General features: G+C 65.7%; 10 protein-coding genes. 8 read left to right on the forward strand and 2 right to left on the reverse strand.

Annotated features, from left to right (window positions below):
* Positions 1 to 79 precede the first annotated feature (79 nt).
* The 3 genes from N4264_RS16185 to N4264_RS16195 all read left to right on the forward strand — a co-directional run bounded on the left by N4264_RS16185 (position 80) and on the right by N4264_RS16195 (position 6,013).
* Positions 80 to 1,456, forward strand: a complete 1,377-nt coding sequence (locus N4264_RS16185; RefSeq protein ID WP_261693274.1) for a delta-60 repeat-containing protein — start codon at positions 80 to 82, stop codon at positions 1,454 to 1,456.
* A 431-nt stretch (positions 1,457 to 1,887) separates the two neighbouring features.
* Entirely contained in the window at positions 1,888 to 4,188 is a 2,301-nt protein-coding gene (locus N4264_RS16190; protein WP_261693275.1) for a beta propeller repeat protein, read from the forward strand.
* 178 nt (positions 4,189 to 4,366) lie between these two features.
* Positions 4,367 to 6,013, forward strand: a complete 1,647-nt coding sequence (locus tag N4264_RS16195) for a DUF1565 domain-containing protein (protein WP_261693276.1) — start codon at positions 4,367 to 4,369, stop codon at positions 6,011 to 6,013.
* Between the two features lie 52 nt (positions 6,014 to 6,065).
* Here N4264_RS16195 and N4264_RS16200 read toward each other — a convergent pair whose 3' ends face one another.
* On the reverse strand, positions 6,066 to 7,616 hold the full coding sequence (locus tag N4264_RS16200; protein WP_261693277.1) for a hybrid sensor histidine kinase/response regulator: 1,551 nt from the start codon (positions 7,614 to 7,616) through the stop codon (positions 6,066 to 6,068).
* A gap of 190 nt (positions 7,617 to 7,806) precedes the next feature.
* Positions 7,807 to 9,051: a dipeptidase gene (locus tag N4264_RS16205; protein WP_261693278.1), complete on the reverse strand. Its 1,245-nt coding sequence runs from the start codon at positions 9,049 to 9,051 to the stop codon at positions 7,807 to 7,809.
* A gap of 101 nt (positions 9,052 to 9,152) precedes the next feature.
* On the opposite strand from N4264_RS16205, the gene N4264_RS16210 reads away from it, so the two are divergent.
* The 5 genes from N4264_RS16210 (at position 9,153) to N4264_RS16230 (ending at position 13,780) form a co-directional block, all read left to right on the forward strand.
* Entirely contained in the window at positions 9,153 to 10,244 is a 1,092-nt protein-coding gene (locus N4264_RS16210; RefSeq protein ID WP_261693279.1) for an ROK family protein, read from the forward strand.
* Positions 10,245 to 10,339: 95 nt separating this feature from the next.
* On the forward strand, positions 10,340 to 10,693 hold the full coding sequence (locus N4264_RS16215; RefSeq protein ID WP_261693280.1) for a DUF3703 domain-containing protein: 354 nt from the start codon (positions 10,340 to 10,342) through the stop codon (positions 10,691 to 10,693).
* A gap of 76 nt (positions 10,694 to 10,769) precedes the next feature.
* Positions 10,770 to 11,165 (forward strand): hypothetical protein, encoded by a 396-nt coding sequence (locus tag N4264_RS16220; protein WP_261693281.1) that lies wholly within the window; start codon positions 10,770 to 10,772, stop codon positions 11,163 to 11,165.
* Between the two features lie 60 nt (positions 11,166 to 11,225).
* Positions 11,226 to 12,518, forward strand: a complete 1,293-nt coding sequence (locus N4264_RS16225; protein ID WP_261693282.1) for a TolC family protein — start codon at positions 11,226 to 11,228, stop codon at positions 12,516 to 12,518.
* A complete protein-coding gene (locus tag N4264_RS16230) occupies positions 12,515 to 13,780 on the forward strand; it encodes an efflux RND transporter periplasmic adaptor subunit (protein ID WP_261693283.1) in 1,266 nt (421 codons plus the stop codon). The genes N4264_RS16225 and N4264_RS16230 overlap by 4 nt, the downstream gene beginning before the upstream one ends.
* Positions 13,781 to 13,788 lie beyond the last annotated feature (8 nt).

Below are 13,788 nucleotides of genomic sequence, written 5' to 3' on the forward strand. Positions count from 1 at the left end.
AAACCCGGTGTCTGTCTGTGCTGGCCCGCGGGCTCTATCCTGCGCGCCCAACCGAAACCCCGATCTGGTGGAGTTCCGCATGCATCGTCGCCTCGTCGCCCTCGCGCTTCTGCCCCTTTCCGGCCTGGCTCTGGCCGACGGAGGGCTGGATCCCAATTTCGGCATCCAGGGTCGATTCGCCATCAGTGATGGCAACTTCTACGTTCCCGGCGGCCTGGTGGTCCAGCCAGACGGAAGGCCTGTGATCTGGGCGAGCGTCGGTGTCGGCGACGACTGCCGCGGTATCGGGGGCCGTCGGCTGACTGCGAACGGCACCGCCGTGGATCCGACTTTCGGCAATGGCGGCACGGCCCAGGCCTGTTTCAAGCCGCTGCTGCCGCCAACGGCGACTTCTGCGCTGACGTACAACATCACCGCGGTCAACGTACCCGGCGGCATCGTGGCCGTCGGCTACGGCGGCGGTAGCGGGAACGCCTATCACCTCCAACTGGCCAAGTTCACCACCAACGGCATGCTGGATCCCGGCTTCGGCACGGGCGGGCTGGTGTGCCGCAACTGCAACCCCGCATCCAGCGTAACCGAGTACGCCGCCGAGGCGGTTTATCACGCCGCCGCTGATGCCATCGTCATGGCCGGCCACTCCTACAGCTCCGTCAGCGGCCCCAAATCCGCACGCATGTGGGTCTATTCGGCAAATGGCACCCCGATCACCCAGTTCCTGGACGGCGGGCTCGGCGACGCCTCTCTCAGTGCCGTGGCGATCCAACCGGACGGCAAGATACTCGCCGCCGGTTATGCGGTGAATCCGACGAGTGGCAATGAGGATTGCGTCGTCGAGCGGTTCATTCTCCAGGGCAATCTCATGGCGCTGGACACGACCTTCAATGGCACCGGCCGTCTGCTGATTCCCTACGACACGGGCGGCACGAACATGGACCGCTGCGAATCGTTGCTGGTCGGCCAGGACGGTCTGATCTTCGCGGGCGGCTGGGCCGAAATCTCCGGCTACTTCCACACGTATGCCACCCTCTCACGCATCACGCCATCCGGTGTGCTGGATACGCAGTTCTCCGGCGACGGCAAGCACACGACCTACTTCGAGACATCGGCGAAGATCAACGTCATCACGGATATGGCTTTCCATGATGACGGCAAGATCCTGCTGGCCGGCTACGGTGGTGCGCCTGACAACAGTGGTCGTGGTGATGAGTTCGGCGTGATGCGCATTTCCCCGGCGGGCGCTTTCGACGCCACCTTCACCGCCACCACACCGGGCTCCGGGTTTGCGACTGTGATGGTCGGATTTGAGCCTGTCACCGGTTCCGGCAGTTTCGACCGGCTGCGGAGCATGGCGCTGCAGGCCGGCAACATCGTCCTGTACGGCACGGGCGCCGTCGACATGCCGGCCGTGGCTCGCCTGATCGGCGACAAGCTCTTCAAGAACGGATTCCAGTAATCCCGCAGCATTCACGGGCCTGCATCGGCGGCCCTTTCCATCGGTTTGTTGCCGCGCCTGCGCGCGCGGCTGACGGTAATTGCCCACCTGTGCGAACCCCGGCACTGAAGGCCGGGGTTCACCGAGGAGCACGAAGACGACGCACTGCCTGGGGAAATGGCGGCGCGCCGCAGCAGCACTTCGTGCATCTCTCGGGAGGAATTCATGCGATTGCCGTTGATCATCCTGTTTCTCGTACTGGGGTACGGCTCCGGCTGGCCCCCTGCCGCCGTCGCAGACGCGCCGGCTGCCTGGCGCGATGCGCCACAGGTGCGCCGCGATCAGCACCTCGCGGCGCTACGCCGGGGTCCTGCCGGCTCGCCACTGGTTCCGGCTGCCGCGCGGGTGCACGCGCTGGAGGCCACCCGCGCCGCACGCGCGGTGCGTCCCCCTTGCGCGCGCTGGCGCGCACGGAACGCTGGGAACCCGTCGGCCCGGCGCCGGTGCTCAATGGCCAGACGCCCCAGGCGTTCACCCTGCCCAGTCCCGTCTCGGGGCGCGTATCAGCGCTGGCCTTCGATCCCATCGACAACGCTGCCTACGTCGGCGCGGCCCTCGGCGGACTGTGGCGCTCGACCGATGGCGGCGCGAGCTGGCGGCCACTCACGGACGGCCTCGCATCACTGGCGATCGGCTCGATCGCGGTGGCGCCGGGCCCGCATGCCGTCAATCACGGCACGATCTACATCGGCACCGGCGAGGGCAATGTCTCCGGCGATTCCTATGGCGGTGTCGGCGTATACAAATCAACGGACTCCGGCCGCACCTGGCAAGGTCCGTTCGGACAGGAGCACTTTCTGGCCAGCGCGATCAGCGCCATCGTGATCGATCGGGCAAATCCACAGCACCTCATCGCCGGCACGACCTTCGGACAGTTCGGCGGGCTGGCCACCTTTTCGCCCTATTTCCTGGCCCCCGGCCTGTTTGCCTCGCACGACGGCGGCATCACCTGGCAACGCCTGCCGACACAGGCGCCGTTTGATGACGTCTCCACGCTGATCCAGGATCCGGTCACACCGACCACCTGGTGGATCGCCAACATGGGATTCGGCCAGCCAGACACGGGCGGCCTGCAACGCTCCACGGACAACGGCGTCACCTGGCACCAGGTCTTCGGCAAGGCGCAGGGGCTGCCGACACTGGCCGAGGTGTCGCCGGGGCGGATCTGGATCACCGGCAGCGATCCGGGCAACGCCCAACCTTCCGTGCTCTACGTGGCCACCTCCGAATTCAATGACGATCCGGAGAACCTCGGTCCATTCGGCCGCGTGTACCGTTCGGCCGACGGCGGTACCACCTGGCAGGAGCTGCCCGGCGCACGCCGCTTCTGCCAGTTCAGCTGTTTCTACGACATGCCGATCCTGGCCGAGCCGGGCAGCGCCTCCGTGCTTTACACGGGCGGGCAGCAACGGGTGACCCAACCGGAAACGACACCCAGTCTCTTCATGCGGTCCACGGACGGCGGTGCGACCTTTGTCAGCCGTGTGCGCAGCGAATCAACGCACACCGCGCTTCACGCCTATGTGCACACCATCGCAAGCGTGCCGGGGCGCCCCAACGAGATATGGGTCGGCACCGATGGCGGCGTGTGGAAATCCGTCGATCGCGGCGATAGCTGGATCAACGTCAACACGAACCTGCAGATCACGCCGATGGTCAACTGCGACCTGCATCCGACGGATCCCGCCAAGGCATACGGTGCCAGCCAGGCCGTCGGAACCCTGGGCTGGACCGGTGGCGCGGAATGGCTGCACCTGGACTCCGGCGACGGCGGCTGGGGCCTGATCGACCCGTCACATCCACAAAACCTGGTGCATACCAACTTCAACCAGAACGCCTACGTGGTGGGACTGGCCTACACGACGGCCGGGTTTGCCGCCGGTCCCGGCGATTACCAGTACTCGCTGGCACATACGGATCCGACGATAGGCAACGGCATCAATCCCTTCGACCGCCAGCTGTATTACGTACCAATCCATCTCGACCGCGGCGTATCCGACACCATCTACTACGGCAGTGACCACCTGTATCGCGCCAACACGTTCTTTGCCCACCCTCCGCAGACAGCCGGCATTTTCACGGCGCTCGGCGCAGGCGCGGGTGGCCAGCTGCTGGCATCACCCGATGTGTTCGATGGCTTGAGCGCTATCGAAACTGTGGCAAACAGCGTGCCCGGCCTCGACGCGCAAATGCTCTTTACCGGATCGCGTGCAGGCTACGTATACCGGTCAACCAACGGTGGCGCGAGCTTCCAGCAGGTCGATGCGTTTCCGACGGTCATCGCCCAGCCGGTGTCGGATATCCGTGTCGACCCGCGCGATCCTCGTGTCGTCTACCAGTCGCGTGCGGGATTCACCGCAGCGCTGCCCGCACACAATGTGCGCAAGTCCACCGACGCCGGTCTGACCTGGGCGGACGCATCGACCGGCCTGCCGGATGTGCCGGTCAATGCGCTGGTCCTGGATCCCGTCATCGCGAACACCGTGTGGATCGGTACCGACGCCGGGGTGTTCGTCAGCACGGATGGCGCGGCCAGCTGGCAACCCTACACCGACGGCATGCCCGCCGCCCCGGTGTTCGACATGGCCGCCAGCCGTGCGACGGGCCAGATCCTGGCCTGCACGCATGGCCGTGGCGTCTTCCGGCTCACCCTCGACGCCATTTTCGTGGACGGATTCGGACAGCCCGACTGATCCGGAGGCAGGACGGTTGCTCCGGCGCCTGTCCTGCTTCGCCGGAATTGGACCGTTCGTCGCCCACGCAGCGCACCACTGGCCCTCAAGCGATCGTTTCGACGAAAGGAGGCTGAAACGGGCACCGGCTCGCCACGTCCGGCCGGTGCCCACTGACCTCCCCTTGCCGGAGCTTGCCATGGTTCTGCGCCTGTCGTGCCTTGCTGTTGTGCTGTTCTGTGGCGCCGCGTCCGCGGCGCGCCCGGATGCCTCTGTCGTCGCCGGTGCACGTGCCCTGCCCGACCTGCGCTTCCTGCAACACGAAGCGCAAGCGTGTACGCACTTCGTCGCCACGAATGGCAACGACACCGCCGACGGGCTCGCGGGCCGTCCGTGGAAGACCATCGGAAAGGCATTGCGCACGCTGTCCGCCGGACAGGTGGGCTGCGTCGCCTCCGGCACCTATCTGGAAAATGCCGCCCAACCGACCCATTCGGGCCAGCTCACCGCACCCATCGTGCTCAAGCGCCAGCCGGGATCAGCGACGCGCCCGATCGTTCGTCCAAACGGCAACGTCGCGGTGTTTCACATGGACAAGGACTACTGGATCGTCGATGGTTTCGAAGTCGACGTGGCGCAACAGACGGTGACCGGGTTCCGCTGGTGGAGCAGCGCAGACTTCGGCGTACTGCGCAACAGCGTTCTGCACGGGACACGCGCAGGTGCCAACGTCTACGTCAGCGGCCGCGACTTCCTGCTCGAAGACAGCGAGATCTACGACAACTACCGCGCCGACGGCGAAGACAGCCATGGTGTGCTGGTTCCGGCCGAGTCCACCAACGCCGCGCGCATCCTGATTCGTCGCAATACGATCCACGACAACGGCGGTGACAGCTTCCAGTGCGAGCATGCCAGCAGCGGTAACGATCCCACGACACCGCGCGATATCACGCTGGAAGACAACCGCTATTACAACTCGCCGCAAAATTACGGACGCGGCGAACAGGGCATCGACATCAAGAGCTGCCGCCAGATCACCATCCGCGGAAGCGTTCCGCCCGACACGGACCACCCGAACGTTGCAGGCAGCAAGTTCTATGGGTTCCGCGAAGTCGATGGCAGCACGGGGCGAGGCGGCGGCGCGATCGTGGTGCATTTCGGCGCGAAGGAAATCCTGATCGAGAATTCCCGCTTCTGGGAGAGCTGCAATGCGCTGGGCGTCGGCCGCGGCGATGATTCCAGTTATCTGACTGCCAATGTCGTGTTCCGCCGCAACGTCGTGTTCAACCTGTGGAAGAACAGCGTGTCCGGCACCCGGTGCAAGGGGTACGGCATCCAGCTCAATCGCGTGGACAACGTCGACGTCTACCACAATACCTTCGACAATCTGCCGGGAACCGCCTTCTACGCCACGGACTACAACGTGCTGGGCGTACCCAACCGCAATATCGACTTCTGGAACAACATCGTGCGCAACGCCGAGGCTTTCCTCAGCACGCCGACCAGCACCTCGCAGATCGAGGCCTTCGTCAGCGATCGCAATCTGTTCTGGAACGGATCGTCCACCACCGCGGGCATACGCGTGGGTGGCTCGATGAAGACGCTGGCGCAGTGGCGCGGCTATGGCGGCAGTGGCGCCATTGCGATGGCGGACCCGACGGGCAATGTGACCGACCCCCAGTTCGTTGCCGACCCGGTCAATGCCGACTACCACCTGCTGGAAACATCGCCCGGACGCGACGCAGCAATTGCCAACACGGGCTCCGCCTATGCGGATGGCGGCCCGGATATCGGCTTCCTCGAAAACTATCCAACGGATCGGTTGTTCCAGGACGGCTTCGAGTAGCCCGATACCGCGCTGCGCAACCGCGAGAGCACTGCGCATGCCGTACTGCCGGCTACATCGGACTGATGGCCCGCGGACGTGACGGTGTCTGCGCTGCCAGCACCGGCAGCCGTAGCTGCAACTGGTCGTAGTCGATCGGCTTGACGGCGTGGAGATCGAAGCCCGCCTCAAGGGCGGTGCGGCGATCCTCCTCGGTGCCATAGCCGGTAATGGCCACGAGCGTGACGCCTTCGAGCTCCGGAATTCGCCGGACCTGCCGGGCCAGCTCATAGCCATTCATGCGTGGCAGACCGATGTCCAGAATGATCACGTCGGGCAGATGATTGCGCGCCATCGCCAAGCCCGTCTCGCCATCGTACGCGGCGATCACGCGGTGACCGCTACTTTCCAGCATCGCCTTGGCCACCTGGGCGGCGTCGATATTATCGTCGACGACCAGCACCGTGAGCTGATCGGCGAACGGACTTTCCGTCTCGGTTTCCCCCGGACAGGCAAATACCGGCAGGGTCACGACAAATTCGCTGCCGCAACCCGGGCCGGCGCTACGCACCGCCAGGTGGCCACCGTGCATGTCAACCAGCCGCTTGGCGATCGCAAGCCCCAGGCCAAGCCCGCCCGCCTTGCGGTCGAGCCCCCTGTCACCTTGTGTAAAAATATCGAATATTCGCGGCAGCAGATCCGGTGCGATGCCAATGCCGGTATCGCAGATCGACAGCCGGGCCTGCTCGTTCTCGACCGTCAGCGTGACGGAGATCCGGCCACCATCCGGCGTGTACTTGCTCGCGTTCACCAGCAGGTTGGTGATGATCTGGGTCAGGCGAACACCATCGCCACGCACCAGAACCCGGGAATCGATGTTGACGTCCAGCTGGTGGCCACGCTGCTCGCAATCGGGACGGACCGCCTCCACGGCACGTTCGATCGCCTCGCGGAAAATCAGCCGACGACGCTCCAGACGCACCTGGCCGCGGCTGATACGGCTCATGTCGAGCAGGTCATCCACCAGCCGTGTCATGTGCGCGGCCTGCCTGCCGATGACGCCCAACGCCCAGCTCACGCGTTCGCCGTCGCCAAGACTGCGCTGCGCCAGGGTGACGGCACTGGTAATGGGCGCCAGAGGGTTACGCAGCTCGTGGCCGAGCATCGCCAGGAATTCGCTCATCTGGCGGGCATCGGCCTCCAGGCGCTCGGCGCGCCGGCGCTCGGTAAGGTCGCGGGTGACCTTGGCGAATCCGCGCAGGGTGCCATCTTCCCGGTACAGGGCCGTAATGATGACGTTCGCCCAGAACCGGGTACCGTCCTTGCGCAGCCGCCAGCCTTCGTCTTCGAACCGTCCGTCGCGCCGTGCCGAATCCAGCTCGGTCTGCGGCCAACCGGAGCGGATCGCTTCTTCCGGATAGAAGCGCGAAAAGTGATGACCGATGATCTCCCCGGCCTTGTAGCCCTTGATACGTTCCGCGCCGGCATTCCAGCTGATCACGATGCCGTTGGTATCGAGCACGAAGATGGCGTAGTCCCTGACCTGCCCTACCAGCAGCCGGAACAGATCGGCCGCTTCCGCCGGGGAAACGACATTTTCAGCCACTTGTGGGTAAACCGCCATCCGTCCTGCCTTTCACCTGCGTCGACCACGATCCGGAAATTCCTGGCGGAATGTGAAATCCGGCAGGGGCCGCGTGAACCGCCTGGACGAATGCCATGCCACGGCAAGGCACGTTAGCGCGTACCGGTGTGAAGAAACCGTCACGTGACAGATTGCGAAGGCGCCACGACACCTGACGCGCCACCCCGCACTATCCCCAGATTTCGCGCATGACCCGCGCGAAATTGCCGCCGAGTATCTTTGCAATACGCGAGTCCGGATGACCACGCCGGGAGAGCATAGCCGCCAGCACTTCAAAGCGGTTGGCCATGTTGAGATCGGGAATGAACGTATACAGGTCCGCCGGTCGACCGCGTTCGAAGATGCCATCCTCGACCATGGCTTTCATGAATTCGCGGTTCTCCTTTTCGAAATCCGGCGTGCGGTCCACCGGGCGGACGGAAATGTCCGTGCCGATGCCGACGTGATCCTCGCCGCAGACTTTCAGCGCGTGCTCGATATGCGCGATGACGTCGACCGCCATGGGCTGTGTGTCCTTGCGCAGGTATGGCCAGAAGATGATGCCGGCGACGCCGCCGCGCCCGGCCATGGCGCGCAACTGCGCATCGCTCACGTTTCGCGGCAGGTCGGCCAGGGCGCGGCACCCCGTATGACTGATCAGCATCGGCGCCTTCGCGGCACGGATCGCGTCCTCGATGGTGCGCGGCGCGCCGTGCGCCAGATCCATCACGACACGCTCGGCATTGAGACGTTCGACCACCTCGTGCCCAAATCGGCTCAATCCCGCATTGCCGGGTTCCATGCAGCCGTCACCGACCAGGTTGCGCCGGTTATGGGTGAGCTGGATCACGCGGACGCCGGCCTTGCGATAGCTGGCTATGCGGTCCGGGTTCTCACCGAGCGGCTCCGTACCCTGGAAACCCAGGATAATGCCGGTCCGCCCGCGGCGGCCGTCGGGCGTCAGGTCCGCACCTTTCTCTACAATGAAAATATGCTCCGGATGGCGCGCCGCGATGGCGTGCCACTGGTCTACCGTCTTGCCGGCCCGGGCAATGGCCTCGTCGTCGAGCCAGTAGCGCCCGTTGGGACCTGCCGTGGTCAACACGGCGCCCATGCCTGCCGCGCGCACGATTTCCAGTTCCTTGCGGATTTCCGCCTCCGTTTCAAGAAACAGGAAATCAAAGCCGGAAGCGCCATCGATGGGAAGAGACTGCTTGTACCCCGTCCATGTGGCAGCACCATCGGCTGCCGGTTCCGCCGCGCGCACCGCACCTCCCAGCGCTGCGTGGAGTGTCGCCATTCCCGCTCCCACCAGCCACTCCCGTCGATTAAGCACGCCGCATCTCCCTGTCCGTTGGATTGCCAAAAGCACACCCGGGTCCAGCGCCCGGTAGTCGCCGCGCGCTAAAATACGAAGCGTGACGTAGATTGGCAAGCCACCCTTCGTCGAAGACCCGCCGTCGGGCCGCACACGATTCCTTCGCGACCGGCACGTCACGATGCATCCAGCCTCGGCCAAAAGACACGGAGTCGTCGATGCCCCTCACACGCCTGCCATTGGAAGTCGAACGCCGTCTCGCACTGCGCCTGCCGTTGCCAGGACACGGCGCGCCGCTCCTGCCGGACGTCCTGGTGGAAAGTTATACCGTCGCGTTCCAGCAGAAGGGCCGGTTCATCGGTGATCAGGCGGCACGCCGCGTCTTTTTCGAGCGGATTGACGCCTGGCGCGCGACAGTCCGTCGTCGCGGCGACGATCCGTTCGGAGATACACCGACCGAATCGCTGTCGAAGAAGAACCTCGACAAGGTGCTGCGCCGCGGCGACCCCGCCGCGGCAGGCATCATCCAGGCCGCCATTGACGACTTTGCCCGCGCCCTGGTCACGGTGATCCGGGTCTTTCACCGCCGCGCCTGGAAGCGCGTCACCCACATTGTCGTGGGCGGCGGATTCCGCGGATCGCGTATCGGCGAGCTGGCCATCGGCCGGGCCCAGGTGATGCTGCACGATGCGGGAATGCCGATTGCGCTCGAGCCTATCCGCCACGATCCGGACGAAGCCGGGCTTGTCGGCGCCGCCTACCTGATGCCACGCTGGATGTTTGGCAATTTCGATGCGCTGCTGGCGATCGACATCGGCGGCACGAATGTGCGCTGCGGCATCGTGTGCTGGGAGGAGAACACGGAATCCCCGAGTGTGGACGCCAGCTTGCTGTGGCGACACAGCGACGACGATGCCACCCGCGAGAGTGTTCTGGACGAAACCATCGGCATGCTCAAGCGCCTGATCCGCACGGCAGCACGTCGCCATCGACGCCTGGCGCCCTTCGTCGGCATCGGCTGCCCTGGCCGGATTCGACTCGACGGCAGTATCGAGCGCGGCACCGGCAACCTTCCCGGAAACTGGCAATCCAGCCGTTTCCACCTGCCGACGGCAATTCACAAGGCCCTGCCGGCCATACACGGCTTTGCGCCGGTCGTCGTGCTTCACAACGACGCCGTGGTGCAGGGACTGAGCATGGTGCCCGCCATGCGCGAGGTCGAGCGCTGGGCGGTGCTGACGATCGGTACGGGGCTGGGAAACGCGCAATTCTGCAACACTATAACGTCGCCATCGCGTAAACATCGGTAGAAACACCGCGACTACGCTATTCGTAGCGCGTGGAAGGGTGGAAATTCCCGCCACGTCCGCTAGCATTCCGCCCCTCGAAACAGGCGGAGTCGATCATGCCGGCAGGCCAACGACGCAAGGCCGCAGTGGCGGCGGAACTGGCCGCTGCACGACAGGCAATCGCGCAGGCGCGCCACCAGGACGCATTCCGGCACCTGGAACGCGCGCACGTGCTGGGACAATCGCGAACCGGCACCCACGTGGCCTCGCACTGGGCGATGCTGCAGTGGGCCTGGCGCAACCGGGATCTTCGCGAAGGCGTGGGTCAGGTGATGCGGCTCATTGCCGCAGTGCTGATCACCCGGGTATGGGTTCCCCTGGGAAATACCGGTGGTGCGAATGTCTCGGCGATACGGCCGATGCCGGTTCCCGTGGACCTTCAGGCCTTGCTTGTCACGTTCGACGACTAGGGCCTGATCACCTGCCGGGCGAGCCGGGCCGCACGCTGCGGTTTCTCGGATCGCAGGCCTCGCATACACTTCTCCGATGCCTCCACGCCCCTGCCATCGCCGACTCCTCCGAACACTGCACCTGGCACTGGTGCTGTTGTTCGCCATCGGCCTGGTCGTGCAGCCGGTGCTGGATGCGCTGAGCGAGTACCACGAGCTCACGGCGCACGCCGCTTCTCCCCATGGCCATGCCGACGACCATCACGACGAAGATGCCTCATCCCTGCGGGGCGAAGAGCCGGAAGATCACGACGGACCCGTTCACGGGCTGCTCCATCATTCGCATTGCTGCGGCCACACCGTCGGGCTGAACAATGCCGACCTGCCGCTGCCCGACTTTCACTGGCCTGCCCACGTCCCTGTCGATGCGGCGCCAACGCCAGTAGCTGCCTCGCACGCGGCAACCCCTTTCCGTCCTCCGATTTCGGCCTGAGTTCACGCCGGCTCGCGTGCCGGCCTGCTGACCAGTTCCCGAACCCCTCGGAGTATCTCCATGCATGTGCATTTCGCGGCCGTGGCCGCGTGGATCACGGCGTTTGCCCTGCCCTTGGCAGCCGCCGCCGTCGAACCTGTTGACGCTGTACAACCCTTGACCCTGGATGACGCGATCGCCCGGGTCGTCGAGAAACACCCGGACCTGCGCCTGATTGACAGCCGGGCCGAGTCGCTCGCCGCCGAACGCGACCGTGTGTCCCTGCGCCCGCCGCTGGTGGCCGGTGCGCAGGTCGAAAACACACCCGGCACGGGCGAGTACGCCGGCGTGGGCGGCGCCGAAGTCACCCTCACCCTGGCCTCGGTGCTGGAACGTGGCGGCAAGCGGGACGCACGCCACGCGCTGGCGCAGCGCCGTATTGACGCCCTGATACTGGAACGCGAAGCGCGCCGCCTGGATCTGCTTGCAGAGGTGGCGCGACGCTTCCTGGCGGTGAATGCGGCGCGCCACCAGCGCGACATCGCCGCGTTCGACATCGACCAGCGGCAGCGGGCGGTTGCCGGCGCACGCCGGCGGCTGGCGGCCGGTGCGTCACCGGAGTCGGTCGTGCTGACTGCCGAGGCGGCGCTGGCGCGCGCCGAACTGGCGCGCGATCGTGCCGGCGAACAGGAACGCGCGGCACGCCAGCATCTGGCCGCCCTCTGGGGTGAGAAGGCGCCGGCCTTCGACGTCGCCGCGGTGGACCCGCTGCGCCTGCCAGAACTGGACGATGCGGCGACGTTGGCCGCGTTGCTGGAAAACACGCCGGAACTGGCTCAGTTCGCCGACGAGCGGCGTATCCGCGAAGCACGGCTGCACCTGGCACGAACCGCGGGAACCGCTGACCTGGAGTGGCAGGTCGGCGCCCGGCGCCTGCAGGCCAGCCGTGACACGGCCCTGGTCGCCAGCCTGTCTCTGCCACTGGGGGCACGTCCCCGCGCAACTGCGGAAATCCGTGCCGCCGAGTCGGAACTGGCTGCGCTGGAGATCGAACGCGAGGCGAAGGATCTCTCGCTGTACTCGACGCTGACCGAAGCCCATGGCCGCTACCGCGTGGCACAACAGGAGGTCCGACGTCTGCGCGAGGAAGTGCTGCCCCGCCTGGCGCGTGCCGAAACGGCAGCCGGACGCGCGTACGCCGCAGGCGCCATCAGTTACATGGAATGGGCGCAACTGCAATCCGAGCACACGGCGATGCGTCAGCAGCAGCTCGACACCGCCTTCGACGCGCTGCGCGCCCTGATCGAAATACAGCGTCTCACCGGCCAGGCGTTCGTCGCGGGCCCCGCAACGACACACGGTGAATCCCCATGAATCTGCGTGCATTGATCCCGGCGCCTGCTGTTCTCTGCGCCCTCTTCCTGGCCGCCTGCACGGGTTCTTCCGATCAGGACTCGCACGCACACGGCGACGAGCACCATGGCCACGAGGAGGCCGAATCCGTGCGCAAAGGCGAGCACGGTGGTCGTCTGCTGGAACTGGATGGCTACACCGTCGAGCTGGGCATCGCCGAAAAGGGTACGCCGCCCAAGTTCCAGTCCTGGTTGTATCGCAACGGCAAGCCGCTGCCGCCAACGGCCGGCGACGTCACGGTCAATCTGACCCGGCTGGGCGGCGTCGCGGAAAGCCACCGGCTCGCCGCGCAGACCGACGGCAGCCTGCTGGCCGGAAGCGTTGTGGGCGAACCGCATTCATTCGATGTGGAAGTTGTTGCAAAAGTGGGTGACGCCACCCTGCGCTGGGCGTATCCCAGCTACGAAGGCCGCACCACGATCGCCGACGCCATCGCGCAGGATGCCGGCATCCGCGTTGCACCGGCTGCCGCCGGCGTGATCAACGACGAACACGAGGTGCAAGGTCTCCTGACCCCGATCGAGGGCCGCGTTGCCAAAGTGACGGCACGTTTTCCGGGGCCGGTGTTGCGACTCACCGCAAATGTGGGAGACACGGTCCGCGCCGGTCAGCCGCTGGCGTCGATCGAAAGCAACCTGAGCCTGACAGCCTACTCGGTGAACTCGCCGATCGCCGGCGTCGTGCTCGCCCGCAACGCGGCCCTGGGCAGCATCGCCAGTGAATCCTCGCCGCTGTTCGAGGTGGCCGACCTGTCATCGCTCTGGGTAGACCTGCACGTGTTCGGTGCGGATGCACAGCACATCCAGGCGGGTGTTCCCGTCGAGGTGACGCGCCTGAGCGACGGAAAGGTCACCCGGACCACACTGGAGCGCGTGTTGCCGGGAACGGCCACGGCCAGCCAGAGCACCGTGGCCCGCGCGACGATCGCCAATGCCGATGGCCTCTGGCGCCCCGGTTCGGCCGTGAAGGCGCGCATCACGGTCGAACAGCAGCCAGCCAGCCTCGTGGTACCGCAGGCTGCGCTGCAGACGTTCCGCGACTGGGACGTCGTGTTCGTGCGGGTGGGCGACACGTACGAGGTGCGCCCGGTGGAACTGGGCAAGCGCGACGCGCAGCAGGTCGAGGTGCTCTCGGGCATAAACCCCGGCGACGCGGTAGTGGTCGCCCAAAGTTATCTGGTGAAGGCGGACATCGAAAAGTCCGGCGCTTCACACGATCACTGAGGACGCCG

This window comes from Tahibacter amnicola (genome assembly GCF_025398735.1).
In the GTDB taxonomy this organism is placed as follows: domain Bacteria; phylum Pseudomonadota; class Gammaproteobacteria; order Xanthomonadales; family Rhodanobacteraceae; genus Tahibacter; species Tahibacter amnicola.

Bases quoted from the DNA above. Each gene is read 5' to 3' on its own strand.
- N4264_RS16185 (WP_261693274.1), top strand. From the start codon at position 80: ATGCATCGTCGCCTCGTCGCCCTCGCGCTTCTGCCCCTTTCCGGCCTG.
- N4264_RS16195 (WP_261693276.1), top strand. From the start codon at position 4,367: ATGGTTCTGCGCCTGTCGTGCCTTGCTGTTGTGCTGTTCTGTGGCGCC.
- N4264_RS16200 (WP_261693277.1), bottom strand. From the start codon at position 7,616: ATGGCGGTTTACCCACAAGTGGCTGAAAATGTCGTTTCCCCGGCGGAA.
- N4264_RS16210 (WP_261693279.1), top strand. From the start codon at position 9,153: ATGCCCCTCACACGCCTGCCATTGGAAGTCGAACGCCGTCTCGCACTG.
- N4264_RS16215 (WP_261693280.1), top strand. From the start codon at position 10,340: ATGCCGGCAGGCCAACGACGCAAGGCCGCAGTGGCGGCGGAACTGGCC.
- N4264_RS16220 (WP_261693281.1), top strand. From the start codon at position 10,770: ATGCCTCCACGCCCCTGCCATCGCCGACTCCTCCGAACACTGCACCTG.
- N4264_RS16225 (WP_261693282.1), top strand. From the start codon at position 11,226: ATGCATGTGCATTTCGCGGCCGTGGCCGCGTGGATCACGGCGTTTGCC.
- N4264_RS16230 (WP_261693283.1), top strand. From the start codon at position 12,515: ATGAATCTGCGTGCATTGATCCCGGCGCCTGCTGTTCTCTGCGCCCTC.